This is a genomic window from Allosphingosinicella sp., assembly GCF_059502505.1.
Window position 1 is genome coordinate 64,025 of record NZ_JCACEU010000014.1, and the last position, 24,770, is coordinate 88,794.

34 protein-coding genes are annotated in these 24,770 nt (G+C 66.0%); 17 read left to right on the forward strand and 17 right to left on the reverse strand.

What is annotated here, in order from left to right; all coding sequences use genetic code 11:
- Positions 1-50 precede the first annotated feature (50 nt).
- Positions 51-338, forward strand: coding sequence for a GIY-YIG nuclease family protein (locus AC5JBD_RS02400; RefSeq protein ID WP_495721169.1), 288 nt, complete (start codon positions 51-53; stop codon positions 336-338).
- Between the two features lie 93 nt (positions 339-431).
- Here the strand turns inward: AC5JBD_RS02400 and AC5JBD_RS02405 are convergent, their stop codons facing one another.
- Complete coding sequence (locus AC5JBD_RS02405) at positions 432-1,958, reverse strand: fumarate hydratase (protein WP_495720165.1); 1,527 nt, start codon at positions 1,956-1,958, stop codon at positions 432-434.
- A gap of 169 nt (positions 1,959-2,127) precedes the next feature.
- Between AC5JBD_RS02405 and AC5JBD_RS02410 the strand changes: the two genes are divergently transcribed.
- Positions 2,128-2,340 carry a hypothetical protein gene (locus AC5JBD_RS02410; protein WP_495720166.1) on the forward strand — a complete coding sequence of 71 codons (213 nt, stop codon included), beginning with the start codon at positions 2,128-2,130 and terminating at the stop codon, positions 2,338-2,340.
- Between the two features lie 150 nt (positions 2,341-2,490).
- Entirely contained in the window at positions 2,491-2,655 is a 165-nt protein-coding gene (locus AC5JBD_RS02415; protein WP_495720167.1) for a hypothetical protein, read from the forward strand.
- On the opposite strand, the gene AC5JBD_RS02420 is transcribed toward AC5JBD_RS02415, so the two are convergent.
- Genes AC5JBD_RS02420 through AC5JBD_RS02435 form a run of 4 tightly spaced genes read right to left on the reverse strand, consistent with a single transcriptional unit; the run spans position 2,652 to position 5,175 of the window.
- Positions 2,652-3,308 carry a glutathione S-transferase family protein gene (locus tag AC5JBD_RS02420; protein WP_495720168.1) on the reverse strand — a complete coding sequence of 219 codons (657 nt, stop codon included), beginning with the start codon at positions 3,306-3,308 and terminating at the stop codon, positions 2,652-2,654. The two genes, AC5JBD_RS02415 and AC5JBD_RS02420, sit on opposite strands and share 4 nt — an antisense overlap.
- A 1-nt stretch (position 3,309) precedes the next feature.
- Positions 3,310-3,783 (reverse strand): SRPBCC domain-containing protein, encoded by a 474-nt coding sequence (locus AC5JBD_RS02425; RefSeq protein WP_495720169.1) that lies wholly within the window; start codon positions 3,781-3,783, stop codon positions 3,310-3,312.
- Positions 3,784-3,785: 2 nt separating this feature from the next.
- Positions 3,786-4,442 (reverse strand): glutathione S-transferase family protein, encoded by a 657-nt coding sequence (locus AC5JBD_RS02430; RefSeq protein ID WP_495720170.1) that lies wholly within the window; start codon positions 4,440-4,442, stop codon positions 3,786-3,788.
- Positions 4,443-4,473: 31 nt separating this feature from the next.
- Positions 4,474-5,175: a hypothetical protein gene (locus tag AC5JBD_RS02435; RefSeq protein ID WP_495720171.1), complete on the reverse strand. Its 702-nt coding sequence runs from the start codon at positions 5,173-5,175 to the stop codon at positions 4,474-4,476.
- A 422-nt stretch (positions 5,176-5,597) separates the two neighbouring features.
- Here AC5JBD_RS02435 and AC5JBD_RS02440 point away from each other — a divergent pair, with 422 nt between their 5' ends.
- The 6 genes from AC5JBD_RS02440 (at position 5,598) to AC5JBD_RS02465 (ending at position 11,313) form a co-directional block, all read left to right on the forward strand.
- Positions 5,598-7,418 (forward strand): ribonucleoside-diphosphate reductase subunit alpha, encoded by a 1,821-nt coding sequence (locus AC5JBD_RS02440; RefSeq protein WP_495721170.1) that lies wholly within the window; start codon positions 5,598-5,600, stop codon positions 7,416-7,418.
- Complete coding sequence (locus AC5JBD_RS02445; RefSeq protein WP_495720172.1) at positions 7,415-7,717, forward strand: hypothetical protein; 303 nt, start codon at positions 7,415-7,417, stop codon at positions 7,715-7,717. The genes AC5JBD_RS02440 and AC5JBD_RS02445 overlap by 4 nt, the downstream gene beginning before the upstream one ends.
- Positions 7,714-7,995, forward strand: coding sequence for a hypothetical protein (locus AC5JBD_RS02450; protein WP_495720173.1), 282 nt, complete (start codon positions 7,714-7,716; stop codon positions 7,993-7,995). The genes AC5JBD_RS02445 and AC5JBD_RS02450 overlap by 4 nt, the downstream gene beginning before the upstream one ends.
- Before the next feature lie 10 nt (positions 7,996-8,005).
- Positions 8,006-9,058 carry a ribonucleotide-diphosphate reductase subunit beta gene (locus AC5JBD_RS02455; RefSeq protein WP_495720174.1) on the forward strand — a complete coding sequence of 351 codons (1,053 nt, stop codon included), beginning with the start codon at positions 8,006-8,008 and terminating at the stop codon, positions 9,056-9,058.
- Positions 9,055-10,374 carry a hypothetical protein gene (locus AC5JBD_RS02460; RefSeq protein WP_495720175.1) on the forward strand — a complete coding sequence of 440 codons (1,320 nt, stop codon included), beginning with the start codon at positions 9,055-9,057 and terminating at the stop codon, positions 10,372-10,374. Before AC5JBD_RS02455 ends, AC5JBD_RS02460 begins: the two co-directional genes overlap by 4 nt.
- Positions 10,375-11,052: 678 nt before the next feature.
- Positions 11,053-11,313, forward strand: a complete 261-nt coding sequence (locus AC5JBD_RS02465; protein ID WP_495720176.1) for a YjhX family toxin — start codon at positions 11,053-11,055, stop codon at positions 11,311-11,313.
- Between the two features lie 54 nt (positions 11,314-11,367).
- On the opposite strand, the gene AC5JBD_RS02470 is transcribed toward AC5JBD_RS02465, so the two are convergent.
- The gene (locus AC5JBD_RS02470) at positions 11,368-11,919 is read right to left on the reverse strand and encodes a hypothetical protein (protein ID WP_495720177.1); all 552 of its coding nucleotides are present in this window, start codon (positions 11,917-11,919) and stop codon (positions 11,368-11,370) included.
- Positions 11,920-12,225: 306 nt separating this feature from the next.
- Here AC5JBD_RS02470 and AC5JBD_RS02475 point away from each other — a divergent pair, with 306 nt between their 5' ends.
- The gene (locus tag AC5JBD_RS02475) at positions 12,226-12,855 is read left to right on the forward strand and encodes a class I SAM-dependent methyltransferase (protein WP_495720178.1); all 630 of its coding nucleotides are present in this window, start codon (positions 12,226-12,228) and stop codon (positions 12,853-12,855) included.
- Positions 12,856-12,953: 98 nt separating this feature from the next.
- Entirely contained in the window at positions 12,954-13,418 is a 465-nt protein-coding gene (locus tag AC5JBD_RS02480; protein ID WP_495720179.1) for a hypothetical protein, read from the forward strand.
- On the opposite strand, the gene AC5JBD_RS02485 is transcribed toward AC5JBD_RS02480, so the two are convergent.
- The 4 genes from AC5JBD_RS02485 to AC5JBD_RS02500 all read right to left on the reverse strand — a co-directional run bounded on the left by AC5JBD_RS02485 (position 13,360) and on the right by AC5JBD_RS02500 (position 15,993).
- Positions 13,360-13,710 (reverse strand): HNH endonuclease, encoded by a 351-nt coding sequence (locus tag AC5JBD_RS02485; protein ID WP_495720180.1) that lies wholly within the window; start codon positions 13,708-13,710, stop codon positions 13,360-13,362. The genes AC5JBD_RS02480 and AC5JBD_RS02485 overlap by 59 nt on opposite strands.
- A gap of 49 nt (positions 13,711-13,759) precedes the next feature.
- Positions 13,760-14,275: a vitamin K epoxide reductase family protein gene (locus AC5JBD_RS02490; protein WP_495720181.1), complete on the reverse strand. Its 516-nt coding sequence runs from the start codon at positions 14,273-14,275 to the stop codon at positions 13,760-13,762.
- A 53-nt stretch (positions 14,276-14,328) separates the two neighbouring features.
- A complete protein-coding gene (locus tag AC5JBD_RS02495) occupies positions 14,329-14,772 on the reverse strand; it encodes a DUF2059 domain-containing protein (protein ID WP_495720182.1) in 444 nt (147 codons plus the stop codon).
- Between the two features lie 126 nt (positions 14,773-14,898).
- Entirely contained in the window at positions 14,899-15,993 is a 1,095-nt protein-coding gene (locus tag AC5JBD_RS02500) for an extracellular catalytic domain type 1 short-chain-length polyhydroxyalkanoate depolymerase (RefSeq protein WP_495720183.1), read from the reverse strand.
- A 128-nt stretch (positions 15,994-16,121) separates the two neighbouring features.
- On the opposite strand from AC5JBD_RS02500, the gene AC5JBD_RS02505 reads away from it, so the two are divergent.
- From AC5JBD_RS02505 to AC5JBD_RS02525, 5 genes are all read left to right on the forward strand, one after another.
- Positions 16,122-16,322: a hypothetical protein gene (locus AC5JBD_RS02505; protein ID WP_495720184.1), complete on the forward strand. Its 201-nt coding sequence runs from the start codon at positions 16,122-16,124 to the stop codon at positions 16,320-16,322.
- Between the two features lie 83 nt (positions 16,323-16,405).
- Positions 16,406-16,936: a glycine zipper 2TM domain-containing protein gene (locus AC5JBD_RS02510; protein ID WP_495720185.1), complete on the forward strand. Its 531-nt coding sequence runs from the start codon at positions 16,406-16,408 to the stop codon at positions 16,934-16,936.
- A 61-nt stretch (positions 16,937-16,997) separates the two neighbouring features.
- Positions 16,998-17,204 carry a KTSC domain-containing protein gene (locus AC5JBD_RS02515; RefSeq protein ID WP_495720186.1) on the forward strand — a complete coding sequence of 69 codons (207 nt, stop codon included), beginning with the start codon at positions 16,998-17,000 and terminating at the stop codon, positions 17,202-17,204.
- A 347-nt stretch (positions 17,205-17,551) separates the two neighbouring features.
- Positions 17,552-17,725: a hypothetical protein gene (locus AC5JBD_RS02520; RefSeq protein WP_495720187.1), complete on the forward strand. Its 174-nt coding sequence runs from the start codon at positions 17,552-17,554 to the stop codon at positions 17,723-17,725.
- Positions 17,726-17,857: 132 nt separating this feature from the next.
- Positions 17,858-18,586: a DUF1134 domain-containing protein gene (locus AC5JBD_RS02525; protein WP_495720188.1), complete on the forward strand. Its 729-nt coding sequence runs from the start codon at positions 17,858-17,860 to the stop codon at positions 18,584-18,586.
- Positions 18,587-18,590: 4 nt separating this feature from the next.
- On the opposite strand, the gene pyrC is transcribed toward AC5JBD_RS02525, so the two are convergent.
- The gene (gene pyrC, locus AC5JBD_RS02530; RefSeq protein WP_495720189.1) at positions 18,591-19,625 is read right to left on the reverse strand and encodes a dihydroorotase; all 1,035 of its coding nucleotides are present in this window, start codon (positions 19,623-19,625) and stop codon (positions 18,591-18,593) included.
- 46 nt (positions 19,626-19,671) lie between these two features.
- Between pyrC and ygfZ the strand changes: the two genes are divergently transcribed.
- Positions 19,672-20,445, forward strand: coding sequence for a CAF17-like 4Fe-4S cluster assembly/insertion protein YgfZ (gene ygfZ, locus AC5JBD_RS02535; protein WP_495720190.1), 774 nt, complete (start codon positions 19,672-19,674; stop codon positions 20,443-20,445).
- Here ygfZ and ribH read toward each other — a convergent pair.
- The 6 genes from ribH to AC5JBD_RS02565 all read right to left on the reverse strand — a co-directional run bounded on the left by ribH (position 20,423) and on the right by AC5JBD_RS02565 (position 24,740).
- Complete coding sequence (ribH, locus tag AC5JBD_RS02540; RefSeq protein ID WP_495720191.1) at positions 20,423-20,845, reverse strand: 6,7-dimethyl-8-ribityllumazine synthase; 423 nt, start codon at positions 20,843-20,845, stop codon at positions 20,423-20,425. The genes ygfZ and ribH overlap by 23 nt on opposite strands.
- Positions 20,845-21,975, reverse strand: coding sequence for a 3,4-dihydroxy-2-butanone-4-phosphate synthase (gene ribB / locus AC5JBD_RS02545; protein ID WP_495720192.1), 1,131 nt, complete (start codon positions 21,973-21,975; stop codon positions 20,845-20,847). Before ribB ends, ribH begins: the two co-directional genes overlap by 1 nt.
- On the reverse strand, positions 21,975-22,577 hold the full coding sequence (locus AC5JBD_RS02550) for a riboflavin synthase (RefSeq protein WP_495720193.1): 603 nt from the start codon (positions 22,575-22,577) through the stop codon (positions 21,975-21,977). Before AC5JBD_RS02550 ends, ribB begins: the two co-directional genes overlap by 1 nt.
- 88 nt (positions 22,578-22,665) lie before the next feature.
- Complete coding sequence (gene ribD, locus AC5JBD_RS02555) at positions 22,666-23,637, reverse strand: bifunctional diaminohydroxyphosphoribosylaminopyrimidine deaminase/5-amino-6-(5-phosphoribosylamino)uracil reductase RibD (protein ID WP_495721171.1); 972 nt, start codon at positions 23,635-23,637, stop codon at positions 22,666-22,668.
- 14 nt (positions 23,638-23,651) lie between these two features.
- Entirely contained in the window at positions 23,652-23,972 is a 321-nt protein-coding gene (locus tag AC5JBD_RS02560; protein ID WP_495720194.1) for a hypothetical protein, read from the reverse strand.
- A gap of 57 nt (positions 23,973-24,029) precedes the next feature.
- The gene (locus AC5JBD_RS02565; protein WP_495720195.1) at positions 24,030-24,740 is read right to left on the reverse strand and encodes an energy transducer TonB; all 711 of its coding nucleotides are present in this window, start codon (positions 24,738-24,740) and stop codon (positions 24,030-24,032) included.
- Between the last annotated feature and the right edge of the window lie 30 nt (positions 24,741-24,770).

The following is a 24,770-nucleotide window of genomic DNA, read 5'->3' on the forward strand; positions in this document are numbered from 1 at the left end:
CAGGACACAATGCACTGGTGTCCGATCGACGTCAGGGCCAATCTCAGCGTATGAGGGGCGGCTGGGTCTACATCATGACGAACAAGCCGCGTGGTGTGCCCTATATTGGAGTCACTGCCGATCTCGCCGCGCGCGTCCATCAGCACCGCACCGGCGAAGGCTCCTCCTTCTGCCGCCGCTACAATCTGACGCGACGGGTCCTCGCCGAACCTTACCCGACCATCGATGAAGCGATCGCTCGCGAGAAGGCGCTGAAGGAATGGAAGCGCGACTGGAAGATCAGGCTGATCGAGGAGAGGAACCCGGATTGGAATGATCTTTGGGAGACCATCCTATAACCGTCATCCCGGCGAAAGCCGGGATCTCAGGACCAGAGGTCACAGCGTGTCTCCACGAGATCCCGGCCTTCGCCGGGATGACATGTTCTCCTCTTACGCCAGCTCCTTCTCCCGGGCCATGGCGGCGATCTTCTCCCGCCACACCAGCGGCGCCATGTGGTGGACGCTGGCGCCCTGCGCGTCGACCGCCACCGTCACCGGCATGTCCTCGACCTCGAACTCGTAGATCGCCTCCATGCCGAGATCGTGGAAGCCCACGACTTCCGCCTTCTTGATCGCCCGCGCGACCAGATAGGCCGCGCCGCCGACCGCCATCAGATAGGCCGCGCCGTGGCGCTTGATGCTTTCGATCGCGATCGGGCCGCGCTCGGCCTTGCCGACCATGGCGATTAGCCCCGTCGCGCTCAGCATCATGTCGGTGAACTTGTCCATCCGCGTCGCCGTGGTGGGACCAGCCGGCCCCACCGCCTCGTCGCGCACCGGATCGACCGGTCCGACATAATAGATGACGCGGCCCGCAAAGCTGACCGGCAGCTCCTCGCCCCGCTCCAGCATGTCCTTGATCCGCTTGTGCGCCGCATCGCGCCCCGTCAGCATCTTGCCGTTGAGCAGCAGTCGGTCGCCGGGCTGCCAGGCGGCGATCTCCTCCTTGGTCAGCGTATCGAGATTGACCCGCTTGGCCGCCTTGTCCGGGGTCCAGTGAACCTCCGGCCATTCGCTGAGCTTCGGTGTCTCGAGATAGGCCGGGCCCGACCCGTCCAGCACGAAATGCGCGTGGCGCGTCGCCGCGCAGTTCGGAATCATCGCGATCGGTTTGGACGCGGCATGGGTCGGCCAGCTTTCGATCTTAACGTCGAGGACGGTGGTGAGCCCGCCCAACCCCTGCGCGCCAATGCCGAGCGCATTGACCTTATCGTGCAGCTCGATCCGCAGCTCTTCGGTCGCGTTCTGCGGCCCGCGCGCTCTGAGCTCAGCCATGTCGATCGGGTCCATCAGCGACTTCTTGGCGAGCTTCATCGCCTGCTCCGCCGTGCCGCCGACGCCGATGCCGAGCATGCCCGGCGGGCACCAGCCCGCGCCCATCTTCGGCACCATCTCCAGCACCCAGTCGGTGATCGAATCCGACGGATTGAGCATCGCGAACTTGGTCTTGTTCTCGGAGCCGCCGCCCTTGGCCGCGACCGTCACATGGACATGGTGACCCGGCCCCATCTCGACATGCATCACGCTCGGCGTATTGTCCTTGGTGTTCTTGCGGCTGAACGCCGGGTCGGCGACGATCGACGCCCGCAGCCGGTTGTCCGGGTGCAGATAAGCCCGCCGCACTCCCTCATCGACCACCTCCTGCAGGCTCCGGTCGCTGTCGAGCACGCATTGCTGGCCCCATTCGACGAAGACGGTGACGATGCCCGTATCCTGGCAGATCGGCCGGTGCCCCTCGGCGCACATCCGGCTGTTGGTCAGGATCTGCGCGATCGCGTCCCGCGCCGCCGGCGACTGCTCCTTCTCGTACGCCGCGCCCAGTGCCCGGATATAGTCCATCGGGTGATAGTAGCTGATATATTGCAGCGCATCGGCGACGCTCTCGATGAGGTCCGCCTCGCGGATGATGATGGTCATGGATCGCCTCCCCAGGCCCTAGGCCTGCCTCCTTACGCCTTCCGCGCCCGGCCGTGAATATGTCCTTGGAAATGAATCGGTAACGCAACGGAACAGGACGCGCTCTCGGTGGTTTGACTCCTTCGCGGCTGTTCCGCCGCCTGTTTCTCTGTCCGGAGGGGTCTCGTCGATGATTGGCAAGCTGATCCGCGCGCTCGTCGGCCGTTCGATGGCCAGGAAGCATGGCCTCAGCGGCGCTGCCGGGGCCGCGGCCGGGCTGCTCGCCCCGTTCGTCTTCAAGAAGAGCGCCTCCCTGCTCGCCAAGGGCGGACACCGGGCCATGGAGGCCCGCCGCCGCCGCCGCGCTCCGCGCTATCTCGACCGTTCCTTCACGAGGCTCTGAGATGCAGCAACAGCATAGCGTCCGCCCCAGCGTCGCAGGCCTGATGGCGCGTCAGCCGACCAGCGCCGAAACTGCGCTTATCCTGCCCTCCGCTCCGCTCGGGCTGCAGGCCGCTTTCGCCATGCTTCCGGCTCGGAAGAGGCCGCGCCGGTGAAGACCGACGCAACTTATTATTCCGAGCTCGCGATCGGCGCGGAATATCTGGCCGCGAAGACCAGCTGCGCCATCGAGCGTGCCGAGCATTTGAGGATGGCCCGGCTCTACCGCCTCCGCGCTGAAGATGCGGCGCCGCAGCGGCGCGTCACGGTCCACTAAAGAGCGGGTTCGCTCCTGGCCACCTCGGCCGCCCATGCCTTCGTCGCCTGACATGTGTCCATGGCCCGCTTGTACGCGTCGCGTGCGCTGGTGCGGGTCACATAGGCGCGCTCCGCCTCGCCAAGCGTGAAGCAGCCGGTCCTCTGGGCAAGCTGCAGAGCATAGGTCACCGAGATGTCGGCCGCCGTGAAGCTGTCGCCGGCGAGAAAAGGCGAGCGCGCGAGCTGCCGGGTCACCAGCCCCAGCCGGCTCTCGAACAGTTCCAGGGCCTTGCGGGCGCCCCAATTGTTGCGCTCGGCTTCGGGCGCCAGCATGCGGCTGACAATGGCGATGAAGACGAAGACGGAGAGGCCGGCCTCACCAAGGTGAAGGAACTGCTGGTAGGCGGCGAAAGCGGGATCGTCCGGAGCCGGCGCGAGCGGTGTTGGCCCGTGGCGCGCCATCAGATACTCCATGATGGCGATCGATTCGACCATGGTCACGTCGGCATCCTGGATCGCGGGGATGAACCCGGCGGGGTTGATGGCGAGAAACTCGGTGTCCTTCTCGACGCCCGCAAGCATGTCGACCGGCCTCAGCCGGTAGGCGAGCCCCATCTCCTCCAGCAGCCAGACGACCCGGAACCCTCTTCCCTCGCCCCAGACGGTGATCATCTTAATCCTTCCTCGGTTCCATGAACGCGGCGAGGTTCGCGAGGGTCGAGCTCAGCCCCGCCTCATGATCCTCGGCGGAAATCCCACTCGGCACATCTTCGCAGCGGATCGTCACTTCCGTGCCGCCGGCGACGGCTTCCAGCGCCGTGACGATCCTCATCTCGCCAGCGAAGGCGGGATCGTCGGACTCGAACCTCACCACCTCGACGATGCGCTCATTCGGGATCAGCTCCGCGAACCGCCCCTCCACCACGTCCTCGCTCGCGCTCGTCTTTCCCGGCGCCGTCTCCGCATCGGCATAGGTGAGCACCATCCGGAAGCGCCCGCCGGCGCGCGGCTCGAATGCTTCGAAGCGGCCGGTCATGCCCTCCGGCGGCCGCCATGCGGCGAGCGCCGCCGGGTCGAGGAGAGCGCGATAGATGGTGTCCGGCGCCGCCTTGATGATCCGAGAAGCGGTGTCGGTCCGCTTTGCCATCGTCAGTCCCGGTCCGGCGCGCCGCCGGGGAAATAGGGGCGATAGGGGCGTGCCTCGTCGATCGCCCGCTTGAAGGCGGGCCGCGCCATCAGCCGCTGGCGGTAGGCGGCGACATTGGGGAAGCGGCCATCCATCGGATGGCTCCAATCCGCATAGAAGAGGAAGGGGCCGGCCGCACAGTCGGCGAGGCTGAATGCGCCCGCCGCCCATTCGCGGCCCGCCATGCGCGTTTCCAGCCAGCCATAGGCCTTGTCGAGCATCACCCGCGCATCGGCAACGCCGGCCGGATCGCGCTCACCCTCCTGGCGGATCTGGTCGAAGACTAGCTTCTGCTGCGGCGTCGAGACATAATTGTCGAAGAAGCGGTCCATCATCCGCACCTCGAGCGCCGCTTCCGGATCGTCCGGGATGAGCCGCACCGGTCCCGGATGGTGGACGTGCAGATATTCGATGATGCTCGTCGCCTCCGGCACCACGCGCTCGCCGTCGCGCAGCACCGGGAACTTCCCGATCGGCCAGAGCCGCTTCATCTCGTCGATGTTGGGCCCGCCGCCCGGCTCCAGCAGCCTGAACTCGAACGGGATGTTGTTCTCGTAGAGGGCGGTGATCGCCTTCTGGCAGTAGGAGGAGAATGGGTGAGCGAAGAGTTCGAACGTCATTCCTTGTCTCCCTCAGTGACGCGCCGGCTGCTCATGGACCGGTGAGCAGCGCGTCCACGTCGCCCCCATTCGTGGCCAGCGCCTCCTCGACCCGGAGCCGCCCCTCATAATAGTCCGCCGCGGGGTGGCCGTTCCCGCCGCGGCTGATCATGCGATATTGCTCGCGCGTGAGGCTGCTCTCCCTCGCCACATGGTCGGCATAGCCTTCCTGCTTCCACGTCGGCAGCATCATCGCCTGGAGTTCGCCCCCCCTCCTCGACACCAGCACATGCGTGGTCTCGTGCGCGATCACGCCCGACAGCGAGCGCACTCCGCCCACAATGCGCCCGTTCATGATGCGATCTGTGGCCATGTCGCTGCGGTTGAAGATGAGCGCGTTGTTGAACGGCCGCCGAAAGGCGAAGGCGCCGCGCGTCTGGAGCGCGAGCAGGGACCAGCGCCATCCGCCCTGGCTCAGGAACAGCCGCCGCCGCATCTTCGGACGGTGGATCGGGCTCTCGCTCAAGAGCCGCTCCGACCGCGCGAGCACGCGGTCCATGTCGGCCGTGATCGGCGCTTCCGAATAGATGGTGATGGGCCCGCGCTCGGCCCGGTACGGCCATGCCAGCAGCTCCGGCGCGAAGCTGATGCTCCCGAAGATCCCGACCAGCACCAGCGTCGCACGGTCGGCGATCCGCCTCAGCCGCGACTTGGGCTTCCGTTTGAAAAGGGATGAAAGTTTCGGTTTCCGCACGCGTCGCCCCCCAATCCATCCCCGGTACGGAGGCTAGTTCAACCGAATGCTTTTTGGAACCGGTGCCTTGCTGCCCCGATGCACCAGGAGTAGTGAGAACAAGACAAGAACATGTGCTGCCGATTCGGTCGGAGCGAGCGACTTGAGAGCCTTGATGAAAAAATTTTTTACCGCGTTGACAGCATCGAAAACGACTCTTTTCCGGCGCGTCGCGCGTAACGGAGCCGCAACAGCAGGGCCGCGCCCCCGAGCCTCCCGCTTGTCAAATTCCGGGGCATCATATTACCCCGTGAATCACAACACGTAGATGTAACGCAGCTGACGAGTGCCTACATGTTGTGTATAGAACGGGGGAGAAAGCTGTGGATTTTTCTTTGAGCGAGCATGCGCAGATCGACGCCGCCGCGGCGGCCGACACGGACATGAGCGACAGCAAGGCGGTCGCGCCGAAGCGCTTCCCGGTGAAGACCGACGCGTCCCGCGACGCGCTCCTCACCGACTTCGGCAAGGAGACGCTTGAGGACCGCTATCTGCTGCCCGGCGAATCCTATCAGGACCTGTTCGCCCGCGTCGCCTCGGCCTATGCCGACGATGCCGATCACGCCCAGCGCGTCTACGATTACATCTCGAAGCTCTGGTTCATGCCGGCGACGCCCGTCCTCTCCAACGGCGGCACCGGGCGCGGGTTGCCCATCTCCTGCTATCTCAACAGCGTCGACGACAGCCTCAACGGCATCGTCAACACCTGGAACGAGAATGTCTGGCTGGCCGCGCGCGGCGGCGGCATCGGCACCTATTGGGGCAGCGTCCGCGGCATCGGCGAGCCGGTCGGCCTCAACGGCAAGACCAGCGGCATCATCCCCTTCGTCCGCGTCATGGACAGCCTGACGCTGGCGATCAGCCAGGGCTCGCTGCGCCGCGGCTCGGCCGCCTGCTATCTCGACATCAATCACCCGGAGATCGAGGAATTCCTCGAGATCCGGAAGCCCTCCGGCGACTTCAACCGCAAGGCGCTCAACCTTCATCACGGCGTGCTCGTCACCGACGCGTTCATGGAGGCGGTTCGGGCCGGCGACGAGTGGGTCCTGCGCTCGCCCAAGGACGGCTCCGAACGGGCCAAGGTCGACGCCCGCAGCCTGTTCCAGAAGCTGGTCGAGACCCGTCTCGCGACCGGCGAGCCCTACATCATCTTCATCGACCAGGTGAACCGGTCGATGCCGAAGCATCACCGCGATCTCGGCCTCAAGGTCTCGACCTCCAACCTCTGCTCGGAGATCACGCTCCCCACCGGCCGCGATCATCTCGGCAACGACCGCACCGCGGTCTGCTGCCTCTCCAGCCTCAACCTCGAGACCTGGGACGAGTGGAACAAGGACAAGGTCTTCATCGAGGACGTGATGCGCTTCCTCGACAACGTCCTCACCGACTATATCGACCGCGCGCCCGACGAGATGGCCCGCGCCAAATACTCCGCCGAGCGCGAGCGTTCGGTCGGCCTCGGCGTGATGGGCTTCCACTCCTTCCTCCAGGCCCGCGGCCTGCCCTTCGAGGGCGCGCTGGCCAAGAGCTGGAACCTCAAGATCTTCAAGCACATCGCCGCGCAGGTCTCGGAGGCCTCGATGATGCTCGCCAACGAGCGCGGCCCGTGCCCGGACGCCGCCGACATGGGCGTGATGGAGCGCTTCAGCTGCAAGATGGCGATCGCGCCGACCGCGTCGATCAGCATCATCTGCGGCGGCACCAGCGCCTGCATCGAGCCGATCCCGGCCAACATCTACACCCACAAGACGCTGAGCGGCTCCTTCTCGATCAAGAACCCGTATCTGGAGAAGCTCCTCAAGGAGAAGTCGAAGGATTCGGACGCGGTCTGGAACTCCATCCTAGAGCGCGGCGGCTCGGTCCAGCACCTCGACTTCCTCACGGCGGAAGAGAAGGACACCTTCAAGACGTCGTTCGAGATCGACCAGCGCTGGCTGATCGAGCTCGCCGCCGACCGCACGCCCTATATCGACCAGGCGACCTCGCTGAACCTCTTCATCCCCGCCGACGTCGACAAGTGGGACCTGCTGATGCTCCACTACCGCGCCTGGGAATTGGGCATCAAATCCCTATATTATCTCCGGTCGAAGAGCGTTCAGCGCGCCGGCTTCGCGGGCGGCGTCGAGGCCGACAACACGCCCGACCTCAAGGAAATCCAGCTCGCCGCGACCACCGACTACGACGAGTGCCTGGCCTGCCAATGATCCGGCGGGGGCTCCTTGCCGCGGCCGGCGCCGCCTCCCTCTCCGCCTGCGCAGCGACGCAAGGCGCAGGGGCGGTCGCGCCGGCGGCGCCGGGCTTTCTGCTCGGCCTGTGGCACGGCTTCATCTTCCCGGTCGCCTGGGTCGTCTCCCTGTTCATGGATGACGTCGCGATCTACGCCGTGCCGAATAACGGCGGCTGGTACGATTTCGGCTATTTCCTCGGCATCGTCGTGTTCGGCGTCGGCGCCCGCAAATCCCATGTCGTCTATCGCGACCGTGTCGTGCGGGTGCAATCATGACGGGCGAAAAGACCGAAGCTGCCCGCATCGAGCGCATGTTCTTCGTCCCCCTCGTGGGCGTCGCCATCTTCATGGTGGTGAGCTTCTACGTCCGGGTCACGACCGACACCGACCCCTTCTGGACCGAACTGGCGACGCCGCTCTTCTTCGCGCTGCTCGGCGCGCGTTCGATCGCACTCCCGGCGCCGCCCGAACAGCGCAAGGGCGCCCGCTTTCTCGGGTTCCTGCTGATCGCCTGCGCCGCCTTGATCTTCCTTCTCAATATTTTTGACTCCTAAGGAGCCGGACATGCCCCTTCTCGAAGCCTCCAAGCAGTATAAGCCCTTCGAATATCCCTGGGCGTTCGAATTCTGGAAGCGCCAGCAGCAGATCCACTGGATGCCGGAGGAAGTGCCGCTCGGCGAGGATTGCCGCGACTGGGCGCAGAAGCTCACCGCCCACGAGCGCAACCTGCTCACCCAGATCTTCCGCTTCTTCACCCAGGCCGACGTCGAGGTGCAGGATTGCTACCACGACAAATACGGCCGCGTGTTCAAGCCGACCGAAGTGAAGATGATGCTGACCGCCTTCTCCAACATGGAGACGGTCCACATCGCCGCTTATTCGCACCTGCTCGACACGATCGGCATGCCCGAGAGCGAATATTCGGCCTTCCTCCAATATGCGGAGATGAAGGACAAGCACGATTACCTGCAGAAGTTCGGCGTCGACACGGACGAGGACATCGCCAAGACGCTTGCCATGTTCGGCGGCTTCACGGAAGGGCTGCAGCTCTTCGCCAGCTTCGCGATGCTGATGAACTTCCCGCGCTTCAACAAGATGAAGGGCATGGGCCAGATCGTCTCCTGGTCGGTCCGCGACGAGAGCCTGCATTGCGAGGGCATCGTCCGCCTGTTCCACGCCTTCACCAAGGAGCGCGACTGCCTGACGCGGGCGGTGAAGGAGGACATCATGGACGTCTGCCAGACGACCGTCCGCCTCGAGGACGCGTTCATCGACCTCGCTTTCGAGCAGGGCCCGGTCCCCGGCATGACGCCCAAGGAGATCAAGAAGTATATCCGCTACATCGCCGACTGGCGCCTCGGCCAGCTCGGCCTCAAGCCGATCTACATGATCGACGAGCACCCGCTCCCCTGGCTGGCGCCTTTGCTGAACGGCGTCGAGCACGCCAACTTCTTCGAAACCCGCGCCACCGAATATTCCAAGGCGGCCACGCGCGGCAATTGGGGCGAGGTCTGGGACAATTTCGATCGGCGCAAGGCGGCCAAGGCGGCGAACGACGTCCCGGCGGCCGAGGGCGATGCGGATATGTTTGCGCGGGCCGGAGTGGCGGCGGAGTGAACTTCTACAAGGCTACGGAGGTATTTGTTCCGAGTGACTTCCCTACAGTCACTTACGTTGAGCGGGAGGAAGAGAAGCTTGAGAAGCGGGTGCGCGATGCTATCGACACCCCCCGTTCTCCGATATCGATTTCCGGGCCATCAAAGACAGGAAAAACGGCGCTCGTCCGGAATATTGTTGGCGACGATAACTTGATTCACATTTTTGGTTCGCAGATTGAGACCGCCTCTGACTTATGGGAGTCCATACTTAATTGGATGGCCACTCCTTCTTCAGTCACAGCCGGCACGAGTGCCACTGAAACCCTGACGCCGAACGCCACGACGAGCGGGACCGTGGGTATTCCCGGTGTTGCCTCTGTTACGGTGGGCGGCGGGATTGCCACAAGCACCGCCGCTAACACGACGACCTCGTCAGTTCAGCAAAACCGTGGGATGGCAGCGGTCGCCCGAGAAATCGCAAACAGCGATTTCATCGTGTTCCTCGACGACTTCCACTATATCGCCCGTGAGCTTCAAGAAGCCGTAGGCAGGCAGATCAAAACTGGCTCAGAGGCCGGAATTCGCTTCTGCATCGCTTCCGTGCCTCATCGTTCAGACGATGTCGTTCGCTCAAATCATGAACTCAGAGGGCGGACAATCAATATAGACACGTCGTTCTGGTCCATTGATGATTTGGTTAAGATTGGAATCCAAGGCTTCCGAGCTCTGAATTTAGATGCTCCAGATGATGTTATTCTGAGATTTGCCCAGGAGAGCTGTACGTCGCCGCAGATCATGCAGGCGCTCTGTCTCCAGCTGTGCTTCAATCTCAGGCTACGAGAAACTTTCGAGTTTAGAAGGAATCTCGAGGTCAGCGAGGTAGAAATCCGAGAGGCTCTCGAACAAGCGTCTACTCGGGCTGACTACACCTCCTTGGTGAAGCAAATGCATGCCGGTCCACGGGTTAGAGGTACGGAGCGTAAGGAATTTCGCTTCACGGATGGTTCGTTGGGCGACGCTTACCGGGCGTCACTACTAGCACTATCGCAAGACCCGCCCTCAATGGAGTTTAATTACGCGGATCTGCAGAACCGCATCAATGCGGTATGTGTCGACGATAAACCGGTTGGCAGCAGTATCACCGAGTCGCTCAAGCAAATTGCCGGCTTTGCGGAGCAGATGCATCCCACTCAGAGAATTGTAGAATGGGATGCTGAAGCGGCCTCGGGGACGTTCGCGATCATAGACCCATATTTCCTGTTCTTCCTAAGATCGAGCGAGTTGATGAAGAATCTCGGTCGACGTGCCGAGGCTGCTCAGCCTAACTTGATCTGAGTAGGGAGAACGGGGTACCCATCATTAGCAAGATTTATGCACTTCCCCGTTTCCTAGAGGGGCGGGTCACACAGGCTGCTTATAGTCGCTGGCTGGAGCGGAAGGCCGACGCCCACGTTCGCCGCGACCGCAAAAGATCTTTCCATGACATCAGAGGCGCTGGCTATCGCCGACTAATTCATGCGGCTGTCTGCGCGTCCCAAGGTGATGACTTTTACACAGGGGAGCCGTTGGACTGGGAAAAGATCAGCACGTACGACAATGAGGAGTCAAAGGCCCAGCGATCGGCTTACAAGGCTAGCCTGGCGCTTCTTCCTACAGTCGATCACGTTCTGTTGCCCGACGGTCGATATGACTTTGTCGTTTGTGCTTGGCGAACGAATGACGCCAAGAACGACTTGTGCCATGCGGACTTTTTGGCGCTTTGTCGGCGGGTGATTGCCCACAGTGGACCTTGAAAGAAGTTCCGCCCGCCTCACACTTGACCTCACCCGTGCCTCTACATAAATGCGCCGCCACCCATTCTGGAGTGGAATATGCCGGAGATTGCCGCCCGCTGAGACGGACCTAACGCCGACGCGTCAGTGCTTTCCGTTCGCGCGTGGAATGCGGCCCGGCCATCCCAGCCCGCCGTCATCTCCCACGCCGTCTTCACGTTACGAAGAACGGTGTTTTCCAGTGAACATCTCGAAACACGAACAGCGCGTGCTGCACGCGCTGGCGCAGGGCGGGCGCATCGTCCATCGGCGCGATCCGGCGACCGGCAAGATCACGCAAGTGGACTGCTTCACCCGCGAGGGCTGGCGGCTCGCCGACTGCCGCCTGGGCGTCTTCCAGCGCCTCAAGCGCCGGCAGCTGATCGGATCCGAGGGCGGCGCCCCCTACCGAATCAGCCGCCGCGGCCTCGCCGCGGTGCGGGCGCAGCTCGACAACCGCTGACAGGCAAGAGGCGCGGAAGCCTGGGAGCTTCCGCACCTCCACCCCAGGCGCCGGTCAGATCGTGACGCGGCTCTCCGCCGGCTCGGCCGGAGTCTTCTCCCGGCCGCCGTCGCAGTCGCCCGACGTGCGTGTGACGACGTTGGGCTCGGCGTCCGCTTCAGTGCGAGTCATGTGCACGGTGCGGGTGCAGCCGCCCTGCGTCACGCTGCGCGAGACGAAGCTGTAGCCGCCCTCCGGCAGCGTGCCGTTGCTGGCGAGCCTGAGGCCTGGCGCACCATCCAGCGCGACCGGAGTGGCGAGCTCCATCAGCCGCATCATCTCGGCCATGCGCTGGTTCATCTCGGCGGCAATCTGGTGGAAGGTGGCGAACGGCGCCGCTTCAAAGCGGTATGCGGCCACGGGCATGAACCAACGCGGCGCAGGCGCCTCGGCGATCACCACGCGCGGCGGGGTGTCGCCTTGATAGTGGATCCGGGCCACCGACCCGTCCGGCAGGCTGAGGTTCATCACCTTGACGGCCTCGTCGCCGGGGGCGGCGGTTGCGGCGCCTCCCGCAAGCGCGAGCGAGGCAATGCCGGCAAGAACGGCCTTTCGGTTGAATTGCATATGTCTCCTCCATTCGAAGCTACTGATCGGATGGGCAGGAGGGCGCCGGAGAGAGCCCCTCCGCCTCGCGCCGGGCCGCGAAGGAGCCCGGCGATTCCAAAATTATTCAATTCTGAAGCTCGATCAACCCCTTGGTGGCCGACTGTGCGAGCCCCGGCCAAACAAAGGCGGCTCATCGGCTCTCGCCGCGTCCTCGCCGCGGTGCGGGCGCAGCTCGACAACCGGTGACCGGGGGAGCGGGCCTCCGGCCTCGCCCAATCTCCGGCTGCGTATCACGCGCGGGCGGGGTAAGGAGCGATGCAACAGATGGCGCCAAACAGCATCGATCCCAAGGCCGTCGTCACGGACGGCTATGACCGCATCGCCGATGCGTATCTGGCGGAATGCGGCTCGTCCGTGGTTCGGGAGCGCTGGCTCGAGACCCTGCTCTCCCTCCTGCCTGCGAAGGCGCGGGTGCTCGATCTCGGCTGCGGCGCCGGCGTGCCCGTCTGCCGACGGCTGGCCGAAGCGGGCCATGACGTGCTCGGCCTCGACGGATCGGCCCGCCAGGTCGCGCTCGCCCGCGCCAACGTGCCCGGCGCCGAATTCGTCCAGGCGGACATGGCCGCAGCCGCATTCGAGCGCGGCAGCTTCGATGCCGTCGCCGCCTTCTACTCGATCACCCATCTGCCCCGCGCCGAGCATGCCGGGCTGTTCCGCCGCCTCGCCGAGTGGCTCAGGCCCGGCGGCGTCTTCCTCGCCAGCCTCGGCGCCACCGCAACGCCGGAATGGAGCGGCGACTGGCTCGGTGCCCCGATGTATTTCAGCCACTTCGACGCCGAGACGAACCTCGCCCTGATCCGGCAGGCGGGCCTCGCGGTCGAACGGGCGGAAGTGGTGCCGCAGGACGACGAGGACGGCAGCTTCCTCTGGGTCGTCGCCCGCGCTCCCGCCTGACCGATCGATGAGCCGCGGGGGGGCCCGGCCTTCACCCCCCGGCAACGTGGATTTAACCATGCTCGAATAGTCTTCCCGCCGAACGGGGGAGAGGGACTATGTTCCTGAGGTCATTCGCATTGATGACGCCGATCGCGGTCGGCGGCGTGTGGGCCGCGGGCGGGCTCGGCGATTTCAGCGGGTTCGGCAGCGCGGAACCCATCCCCTATCACGAATATAAGATCGTCCACGACGAATTCTCCGAGGTCTGCCAGGAGATCCGGGCAGGCGTCTCCGAGAAGCTCGGCGAAGAGGTGGCGGCCAAGAAGGACACGACCGGCGCCGGCGGCATGCTCTCCGCAATGGGCGCCGTCGCCGACATGGAGCGCGCGCTGGGCGAGGCCGGTTGCCCGACCAATTTCGGGCCGCGCGGCGACGTCGATTCGATCGGGGCCATCAAGGACGACATCTCCGCCGAGCTCTCGATGGACGAAGAAGAGGAAAGGGAGCAGGCGGAGGAGTTCGTCAGGGACATCCTGGACGAGCATCCCGAGCTCCGGCCCCCGGGCTCGCCGGCCGATTGATCCGCATCCGCTCCTTCCGCTCGCGCGGGAAGGTGCCGAGATGCTTATTGCAGCCAGGGTGGCACAGAACGAGATTGTCGAGCGCCCAGGTGCCTCCGTGACAGAGCGGCGTCAGATGCTCGATCGTCGCTGCTTTGCCGCAATTGGGCGGGCCCTCGAAGCGCATCGGATGATTGCAGCGCCAGCACTTGTCCCCATCCCGTTGCCGGACCTGCGCGATCTTCGCCTTGCGGCGATGTTTTCTGTGCATCCACCCCGGCCAGAACCATCGGGCATTCTTGCGGGCACTCATGCGGGCAAAGCTCGCACGCCGGCCTTTCCGTTCGATTAATCCCGATCGATCAGGCGGATCGAAGCTCCCGCCCGGCCCGCACCGCCTCCGGCAAAGTCAGCGCCAGCGTCGCGGCCGAGACCAGGGTCGCGATCTGACACCAGCTGCACAAAGCCTTGTTCTCCCGCCACTCCTCCCGCGCCAGGCGCACGCAGGTGACGAGGTCATAGCCCGCCTTGGCCGAGGCCGCGATCGGCAGCGCCGGATTCTGCCGCGCCCGATCCTTGCCGCCCGCCGCCGCCAGCGCCGCGGTGATGCCGTAGGTGATCGCCATCAGCGGCCCGTCCGGCATCTGCATCCGCTCATAGGCGTAATCGGAGGCGTCGACTTTCTCGGCGTCGAAGATGCGCCCCGGCAATATGTCCGGCAGCCGCTTCAGGATGCCGGTCTGGTAGGCGCCGACAACCATGCCGATCGCGCTGCCGGCGAAGCTCAGCCCGATCGTCCAGCGTCGCCGGGCCAAATCCCCGCTCGTCTCCTCGCGCAGCTCCCGGCTGAGCTCCCGCGGCGGCACCGTCTCGACCATGCTCGATCTCCTTCGTGGAGGAGAACGGCGCGCCGGCAGCCGCGTTCCCGTGGCTATTTCTTTGGGCAGGCCTTGCCCGTCTCCTTGCAGAAGGCGGCAAGCGTCTCGCCCTTGAAGTCGATCGGCCCCGCCGCCTGCATGGTCGCCATGATCACCGCCGGCATCACCTCGCGCTGCCGCCGCGCCGCCGGACTTTCATGAAAGGCGACCAGGGCTTTCAGCTCCTCGACGCTGAGCCGCCCCGCATAAGCGTCGCCCTCCGCCTTCATCAGCCGGTCCGATCCGGCCTTGGCCGTCGCCGCCGCGACGCTCCGCAACTTCGCCTTGTCGGCGTCGCTGAGCTCCGGATGGGCGGCGACCATCTCCTCCGTCTCCTTGGCTGCTATCATCGGCAGCAGGGAGGCGAGCGTTCCCGCCTCCGCCAGGCGTCGCCCCAGCGCCTGCGCCTCCGGCGCGGCCGGCGCTTGCGCGGCGGCCAAGGCGATCAAGACGGTCATTCCCAACATCGCATCCTCCCTGCTCAGGATGCCATGCTGGGCTGATCGAGCACGCCGCGCAAGCAGTCGCGGGATCGCGGCGGCTGGGGCGACCATCCTCTTGGACTCTTGTGAACTTCCGGGGCGCTAGCGGAGCAGGCCCGCCGCCCGCAGCGCCTTCTCGATCACCTGCTGGGGTCCGCTCGCGGCCTCCGGCGCGGCCGCCTTGCGCGGGGCCCGCGGCTTGCCTGGCGCCGCCTTGGCAGGCCGCGCCTTCTCCTCCGGCGCGATGCCGAAGAAGGCGGCGATCCGCGCGGTCGAGCTCAGCCCGACGTCGAGCATGTGCGCGCCCGCCACGCCCAGCGCGTCCTCGACACCGCCGGCGAGCGGCACGCCGTGGGCCATGCCGGTGATCGAATAATGCTCGATCAGCGGCCGGCCGTCGGCGCCGAGCCAGGCGCGGCGGGGGTAGCCCGCCACCTCGTCTGTCCGGCCCGGCTGCGGCGCCAGCCCGTGGAGCGCGGCCCATTGCAGCACGATCGCGTCGGCATTGCTCGCCACCACCGTGCTGTCGGCGCTGCCCTGCCACACCTGCACGCGCGGCCACGGCCCCTTGTGCGGGCTGGCGCGGCGGACATGGGCAGCGAGCTCGGCGGCATCGGCACGGGATCGGCCGCCCATGCAGTCGAACGCCTCGCCGACGCTGTCCGCGCAGCCATAAGCGACGCCGGCCAGGATCGCCCCGGCCGCGAACACTTCCGGGTAGGTGGCGAGCATCACCGACGTCATCGCGCCGCCGGCGCTGAGGCCGGTGACGAAGATGCGCGCGGGGTCGATCGCATGCTGCTTCTTCACCGCCTCGATCATCGCCCGGATCGACGCCGCCTCGCCCATGCCGCGCTGGGTGTCGTTGCCGGAGAACCAGTTGAAGCAGAGCAGGGGGTTGTTCGCCCGCTGCTGCTCCGGAAAGAGGAGGATGAAGCCGTGGCGGTCGGCGAGCGTCGACCAGCCCGAGCCGTGATCGTAGACCGCCGCATCCTGGGTGCAGCCGTGGAGCACGACGACGAGCGGCGCCGGCCCCTTCAGCCCCTTCGGGACGTAGCAGCGGCCGCGCAGATTGCCGGGATTGTCTCGCACGCCCTCCAGGTCGGAGAGGCGGTCGGTTGTCGCGGCGGCCGGGGCGAAGGCGCTCCGCCCCTTGGCGCTGCGGCGGAGGCGGAGGCGTGGTGTGATAACGGGCATTCGGGTCCCTCCGTGGCGCCCCGGAAGGGGGCCGCTCCCCGCTCAACCAGCGGCGGCGAGACTTTGTTGCACTGCAACATAGCAAATCGAAATTTGGTTTCCAGGGCGTATTGGGCCATATGGGCGAAATGAACGATGTTACGACGCTAGAACGCGCCTTCGCCCTTGCCCGCTCCGGCACCTGTGCCAGCATCGACGAGATCCGCCTCACGCTGAAGCGCGAGCGTTTCGACCAGATCGACGCGCATCTCGCCGGCCACTCGATCAAGCGGCAACTCCGCGCACTTTGCGAGGCGGCACGCGCCTCGGAGCCTGTCGACGCGGGCTAAAGCGCCCTCCATGCAACCCCGCCCGCCGCTTTTCGTTCTCCTTCCCGGACCCGCCCCCAGGTCCGGTTTCAGGAGTTCCAGTGATGCGTAAGTTGATCCTCGCCGCGGCGGTGAGCGCTGTCGCCCTTCCCACCCTGCCTGCCGTCCCCGCTTTCGCGCAGACCCAGCGCCAGGCAGTCAATGAAGTCCGCCGCGACTGCAATCGCGACCTGCGCAATGCCCGCACCCGCGCGGAATACAACCGCATTCAGCGCGATTGCCGGCAGGAGGTCCGTGAGGTCCGCCGCGACTACCGCCAGTATCGCAACTATGACTACAACCGCTACGAGCCCGGACGGAACGCTTATTATGCCGACGATTATTATCGCGACGGCCGCTACTATAGCGAACGCCGCCTGAGCTCCCGCGACCGCATCTATCGCGGCCGCAACGGTCAATATTATTGCCGCCGCTCGGACGGCACGACCGGCCTGATCATCGGCGGCGCGGTCGGTGCCCTGCTCGGCAATGCCATCGACGGCGGTCGCTCGAGCATTCTCGGCACCCTGATTGGTGGCGGCGCCGGCGCGGCACTGGGCCGCGAAGTCGCCCGCGGCAACGTCCGCTGCCGCTAAGGCCTGGGACGGGCGGCGCGCCTCCCCCTCGCGCCGCCCACATCCGCCGCCCGCCGGCAACATGCCCTCGACGATCATCAGGTCGTTCGAATACCGCGCAGACGGCCGGGAGCTCGACGTCCAGCTCACCACCGGCCGCCGCTACGTCTATCACGACGTCCCACCTGAGGCCGCCGAGGCTTTCCGCTCCGCCTTCGCCAAGGGCCGCCACTTCAACGCCCGCATCCGCGGCCGCTACCCGTTCGAGGAGCGCGAGCCGGACGATTGAATTCGTCGGGCGAAAGGTTGGAAAGTCGCGACCAAAATATGCCGTGAGTGCCTTGCCTTTCCGATTCGCCTGCGCGAAGATTCGTCCACTGCAGGCGGGTCGCAGTGGGGGTACAGCGTGGTTTCCAATCAGCGTTATTTCGCGCGTCGGGCGCTTGAAGAAGCGGCTCGGGCGAACCGGGCGTGCAGCCCTTCGGCGCAGCTCTGGCACAAGGAGTTGGCTGACAAGTTCGGCCGGCTCGCCCGGGGCGAAGCGGCCGATGCAATAGCCCAGGAACCGGCGCTCGCCTAATCCAGGTCAGTGGGGTGCGTCTGGAACGGACCTGCGGCATTTACTATATCCCGCCGATGAGTCTCGGCTGCCTATTCGGACGTCACCGGCCGTCCTTGAGCTCGATCGCGCGCCGCCAGGGCGGCTATGTCGCGATCTGCGAGCGATGCGCGCGTCCGCTGGAGAAAAGGGCGAACGGGCGCTGGGCTGCCTCCAAACCGGTCTACGAGGCGAAGGACAGCGCCTTCTGAGCAGCTGACGGCCCGCCTGTGGCCGAAAAGACTCGCCTCGGCGACGATCGGACTCACTTGATCGCCCGTTCATTGCGGGGACAGCATCACATTCGGTATCTCTCTGAACCACTTGTTCGGGGGAGTAGCGTCATGTTCAAGCTCGGGTTCCTGAAGCTGGCCGCAGCGGCCGGCCTCGCGCTCGCCGGTGCGCCGGCTGCAGCGCAAGTCACCACCATCGATCCTAACCAGGTCGACGCCTACGAGGCCGCGCCTGGGGAATCCGCTCCGGTCCAGGAGCCGGAATATCAGCCGGTGGATGAGCCGATGCAGGCCGAGAGCACGGGCACCGGCGATACTGCCGCTGCCGCCATCGATCCGCAGATGACGCCGGTCCAGGACACGCTCGAGCGCGACGACGTGTTCAGCGCGGCCGAGGGCGTGTTCGGCAAGGGCGCAGAAGGACTGGCGGGCCTGCTCGAGAACATCCTCGCCGACCAGGGCCAGCCGGTCGCCTACATTGCCGGTCGCGAAGCGGGCGGCGCGTTCGTCGCCGGCGTGCGCTACGGATCGGGCACCATGCGCCACCGCGTCGAGGGCGACCGGGCGGTGTTCTGGACGGGCCCCTCGGTCGGTTTCGACTTCGGCGCCGACGCCAACAAGGTGTTCGTGCTCGTCTACAATCTCCACGACGGCCAGAAGCTGTTCCGCCGTTACCCCGCTGCGGAAGGCCGCGCCTACGCAGTCGGGGGCTTCACTGCGAGCTACCTGCGGCGCGGCGACGTGGTGCTGATTCCGGTCCGGCTCGGCGTCGGCCTGCGGCTCGGCCTCAATGCCGGCTACATGAAGTTCAGCGAGAAGAACCGCTGGCTGCCGTTCTGACGCGTCAGGCGAGGCGCCAGCCGAGGCGCTCGCCCGCATGGAAGGGGACGATGTCGGTGAAGCCGAGCTCCAGCCGATCGGGCACTGTCACGCTTGAGCGCTCCAGCGTAACCGTGCCCTGGTTCAGCGGCAGGCCGTAGAAGCGGGGGCCATTCTCCGACGCGAACGCCTCCAGTTTGTCCAGCGCCCCCTCCTCCTCGAAGACGGCGGCATAGCTCTCCAGCGCGTAGGGCGCGTTGAAGATGCCCGCGCAGCCGCAAGCGCTCTCCTTGGCTGAGACGGCATGTGGCGCGCTGTCGGTGCCGAGGAAAAATTTCGGCGAACCGGACGTCGCCGCCTTCCTGAGCGCCAGGCGATGCCGCTCCCGCTTGGCAACCGGCAGGCAATACATGTGCGGCCGGATGCCGCCCGTGAATAAGGCGTTGCGATTGATGTGGAGGTGCTGGGGCGTGATCGTGGCACCGATGTTCGGCCCGCTCGCCGCGACGAAATCAACGGCGTCGGCCGTGGTCGCATGCTCGAACACGATCCTGAGCTCCGGGAACCCGGGCACGAGCGGGATCAGGACGCGGTCGATGAACACCGCCTCGCGATCGAAGATGTCGACTTCGGGATCGGTCACTTCGCCGTGGACGAGCAGCGGCATCCCGATCCGCTGCATCGCCTCCAGCGCGGGATAGATATTGGCGATATTCGTGACGCCGTGAGCGGAGTTCGTGGTGGCATGCGCCGGGTAGAGCTTGGCGGCGGCGAACACCCCCTCCGAGAAGCCGCGGGCGAGTTCGTCCGGATCGGCATCGTCGGTGAGATAGCAGGTCATCAGCGGCGTGAAGTCGGCACCTGCCGGAAGAGCGTCTAGGATGCGCTCGCGATAGGCGGCGGCCGCGGCGGCGGTCGTGACAGGCGGGGTCAGGTTCGGCATCACGATCGCGCGGGCGAACTGTCGCGCCGTGTAGCCGGCCACCGCCGCCAGCATGGGCCCGTCGCGGAGGTGAACGTGCCAGTCGTCGGGGCGGCGGATCGTGAGACGGTCGGTCATCGCTTCTCGGCTTGGGATTCGGCGGGCGCGACCCTAACTAGCCACCATGGCCGCGACCACCCTCATCGATCGTGCCCTGATCCGCCTGTCCGGCGAGGACGTGCGCGGCTTTCTCCAGGGGCTCGTCACCAACGACGTCTCGCTCCTCGCCGAGGAGCGGCCGCTCTGGGCCGGGCTGCTGACCGCTCAGGGCAAGGCCCTGTTCGACTTCATCCTCTGGGCGGACGGCGATGACGTGCTGATCGACTGCGAGCGTGAGGCTTTCGAGGAGTTGGCCAAGCGGCTCAAGCTCTACCGCCTACGCAGGCCGATCGTGATTGAGCTGGAGGAGACGCTTGCGGTCCATTGGTGTTCCCCGGCGAAGGCCGGGGTCCAGGACGCGGCCGCAACTGGGCCCTGGCGTTCGCCGGGGAGCAGCCTGGATCCGCGCCTTCCGGAACTCGGCCATAGGTGGCTCGCGGCGGCGGAAGAACCTGCCCAGGGCTGGCTCGAACACCGCCTCTCGCGCGGCGTGACGGAAGGGCGGGCCGAGCTTGGATCGGACAAGACGCTCTGGCTGGAATGCAATGCCGCTGAGCTGAACGGCGTCAGCTTCACCAAGGGCTGCTATGTCGGTCAGGAGAATACGGCGCGGATGAACTACCGCTCCAAGGTCAACCGGCGGCTTGTGGTGGTGCCGGCCGAGGCTCCAGGCGAGCGCACCCGCATCCACTATCCCGAGCTGGGCTTGGCGGTGGAGCATCGCCGTGTCGAGGATCTCGGCAACGCGATCATCCCCAGCTGGCTGGCGCCGGCGCTCAGCCCGCAAACCGCTCCCTGAGCTTCATCATCGCGAGCGCCGCCTTGGCCGCCTCGCCGCCCTTGTTCTTTTCGTCCGGGCGTGCGCGGGCGAGTGCCTGCGCCTCGTTCTCCACCGTCAGGATGCCGTTGCCGATGGCGAGGCCGTCGAGCGTCAGCGCCATGATGCCGCGCGCGCTCTCGTTGGAGACGATCTCGAAATGGTAAGTCTCGCCGCGGATCACCACGCCCAGTGCCACATAAGCATCGTAGCGGCCCGTCTCCGCCGCCAGCGCGATCGCGGCGGGAATCTCTAGCGCGCCGGGAACCGTCACCACGTCGACATTGTGCCCCTCGGCGACGGCCGCCTCGGTCGCGCCTTCGATGAGCAGGTCGTTGAGGTGGTCGTAGAAACGCGCCTCGACGATGAGCAGCCGCGCCATCAGACCTCCTTCAGCGGGATCGGCCGCTCGCCGACGATCTTGAGACCGTAGCCGCCGAGCGCGACCGGGCTGTGGTGGGTGTTGGTGAGCAGGATCATGTCGTGCACCCCCAGCGCCGACAGGATCTGCGCGCCAACGCCATAATCGCGCAGCTCCTCCATATCCTTGGCCTCCGTTTTTCCCGAACGGATGTTGAGGGCACGGCTCAGGGCGTCCGGCATGGGCCGGTTGATCACCACGATCACCCCCGCGCCCTCCTCGCCGATGATCTTCATCGCACCCTGCAGGAGCCCGGAACGAGCGCCCGCCTCTCCGAAGGCATCGGAGAAGAAGCTGAGCGCGTGCATCCGGACGAGGGTCGGCTTCGACGGATCAACCGTCCCCTTCACGAGCGCGATCTGCTCGTTGCCGAGCGCCTTGTTGAGGAAGGTCCGGGCCGTCCAGGTGCCGCCCCAGCGGCTCTCGAAGCTCGCCTCCGCGGTCTGCTCGACGAGATGGTCCTTCTTGAGGCGATAGGCGATGAGGTCGCGGATCGTGCCGATCTTGAGGCCGTGGAGCTGGGCGAAGGCGACGAGGTCGTCCATCCGCGCCATCGTCCCGTCTTCCTTCATGATCTCGCAGATCACGCCGGACGGGTTGAGGCCGGCGAGGCGCGCGACGTCCACCGCCGCCTCGGTATGGCCGGCGCGGATCAGCACGCCGCCGTCCTTGGCGACGAGCGGGAAGACGTGGCCGGGCGTGACGATATGCTCCGGCCCCTTCGAGGCGTCGATCGCCACCGAGATGGTGCGCGCGCGGTCGCCGGCGGAGATGCCGGTGGTGACGCCTTCCTTCGCCTCAATGGAGGTGGTGAAGGCGGTCTCGTGGCGGGTGCCGTTGTGGCGGCTCATCAGCTGCAGGCCGAGCTGCTCCACCCTGCTCTTGGCGAGCGCCAGGCAGATCAGGCCGCGGCCATGCTTGGCCATGAAGTTGATCGCGTCGGGCGTCGCCATCTGCGCCGGAATGACGAGGTCCCCCTCATTCTCTCGGTCCTCGTCGTCGACGAGAATGAACATGCGCCCGTTGCGCGCTTCGTCGATCAGCTCTTCGGGGCTGGAGAGGAAGCCGCGTTCCAGGGGCTGGGTAGCCATCAGCGTCTCAGCTCCATCATCCGGCCGAGATAGCGGGCGAGGATATCGATCTCGATATTGACCCGATCGCCCGCCTGAAGGGCAGACAAGGTCGTCTGCTCGGCCGTGTGCGGGATGATGTTGACGGCGAAACGGGCACCTTCCGACAGATTCTCGACCTCGTTGACGGTGAGCGACACGCCGTCGACCGCCACCGAGCCCTTGGCGGCGATGTAGGGCGCCACGTCGTCGCCCGCGATGATGGTGATGCGCGTCGAGCCGCCGACTTCGAGCGTCGCCTCCACTTCGCCGATGCCGTCGATATGGCCGGTCACGATGTGGCCGCCCAGCTCGTCGCCTACCTTGAGCGCCCGCTCGAGGTTCAGGCGGCGCCCCTCCGCCCACATGCCGGGAACAGTGCGGCTCAGCGTCTCGGCCGAAGCATCGATGGCAAACCAGCCTTCGCCCTTGTCGACGACGGTGAGGCAGACGCCGGAGCAGGAAATTGAGGCGCCGAGATCTACGGTGGCCATGTCATAGCCGCACGCGATCCTGAGCCGCGCGTCGCCGCGCTGCTCCACTGCCTCGACCCGGCCGATGTCGGTGATGATGCCAGTAAACACTATTCCCGCACCTCACCCGTTCGGGCTGAGCTTGTCGAAGCCCTGCCCTTCTCTTCGGCAGGAAAGTAAGGACAGCCCTTCGACAGGCTCAGGGCGAACGGTGCTGTGTGTCATTCCGCACGCGCTCGTAGACTTCGAGCCGGTCCATGCCAAGCGGGCGCGTATCCGCCAGCCGCCAGCGCCGGTGCGCGTCGGCGAGGTTGGCGAGGCCGATATAGCCGACGGATGACTTGCCGTCGCCGATGAGCAGCGGCGCCCGGTAGATGAGCAGGCGATCGACGAGATCGGCCTGCAGGAAGGCCGAGGCGGCGCCCGACCCGCCCTCGACGAGCAGGTCGTTGACGTCATGAAGGCTGTGCACCTCCTGGGGGCTCGAAAGCCGCGTCCAGCCTTCCACCGCCTCACGCCTGGTGAGCAGCGCGCGGCGGGAGGAGCGGTCCTCCAGCCCCGGCAGTCGCACGTCGAGGCGCGGCTTGTCGGCTTCGTATGTACCGCGGCCGACCAGGATCATGTCTGCGCGAGCGCGTTCGAGGTGGACGTGGGCGCGGGCATCCTCGCCGGTGATCCATTTGCTCTCGCCCGACGGCAGGGCGATCTTGCCGTCGATCGACATGGCGAGCTTCAGGGTGATGCACGGCCTTCCCAATCGCACGCGGGTGAGGAATCCCGCGATCGATCTCGACGCCTCCTGGGCGCAGGTTCCGAGCTCGACCGCAACCCCGGCCGCGCTAAGCCGGTCGATGCCGGCGCCGTCAGTCCGGGGGTCCGGATCGCGGACAGCGACCATCACCTTGGCGACGCCGGCTTCGACGAGCAGATCGGCGCAGGCAGGACCGCGCTCGCTCACATGTGCGCAGGGTTCGAGCGTGACATAGGCCGTGGCGCCGCGCGCCTCGTCGCCCGCTTCGGCGAGCGCCATTGCCTCCGCATGAGGTCGCCCGCTAGGCTGGGTCCAACCGCGGCCGACCACAGCCTCGCCCTTGACGATCACGCAGCCGACATTGGGGTTGGGCGAAGTCCGGCCGCGCCCGCGCTCGCCGAGCGCGATCGCCGCCGCCATCCAGCGCCCGTCACTCACTTCATGCCGAACTTCTTCTCGAGTTCCTTGAACTGGCGCTGCCGTTCGGCCTGGGCCGCCTCGCGCCGCTTCTCGCGCTCGGCCTGGGCAGCCTTGATTTCCGCATCGCTGCGGGTGCCGGTCCAGCTCTCGGCGAAGACGATCTGCTCGCCGGGCGCGATGTTGGTCTGCGCGTCCTTATAGAAGCCGAACAGGATGATCAGCGGCATCACGACCGCGGCGGTCGCGGCGATCCACTGATGCTTCGGCCGCTCGCGGGCAAAGGCGCGAAGGTCCTGCCAGAGGACGCGGGGCGAGGAGGGGCGGGGAAGCGGCATGTGATGAAGATAGGGCCGGCGCGCGTCACGCGCCAGCCCCTCCAGGTGCCGCGGCCGTCAGCTGTCGAGCACGAACCGGACCGTCATCTGTTTGGTGCTCTCGACCGGCCTGCCGTCAATTGTGGCCGGTTTGAAACGCCAGTTGCGCAGGGCGTGGCGCTGCGTCTCGCGCCAGAAGGCCTCGCTCGCCGCCGACACCTTCTCCGCGCGCTTCACGCGCCCGTCGGTCCCGATATAGACCTTGATGGTGACATTGCCCTCGCGCTCCGCCCTTTGCTCTTCCGGCGGGTAGGGCGGCAGCAGTTCGCTGCGCGGATCAAGCCGCGCCTCCATCCGCACCGGGTCCGGCAGCGGCCTGGGAGGCTCGGGTGGCTGGATAGCGATATCCCTGGGACCCGGCGGCCTCATGTCCACCATGGTGAAATCTGTCGGCCGCGGGGGTAGCTCAAACACCGGCACCTTATCGGTGGTGACAATCGGGTCCGGTCGCGTGATCACCGTCGGCTGCTGCGGCTCGACTTCCGGCTCCACCCGCGGCTTCGCCGGAATGGGCGGGGGATCCTTCGGCACGGGAATATTACGCACCTCAAGGCGCTTGAACAATTCCGGCCCTGGCATTTCCATCTTCGACAAAGCGAGGGCGGAAAGGATGGCCGCATGGACCACGATGACGATCGCGAGGCCGGTCGGGCTGCGCGGTTTCTGCTCGAGAAAACCTCCTTCAGGCATGGCACTCTCCTTCTCACGCGCTGAGTCCTTCAGCTGCAAAGACAAAGATACAATATAATGTAATGTTAT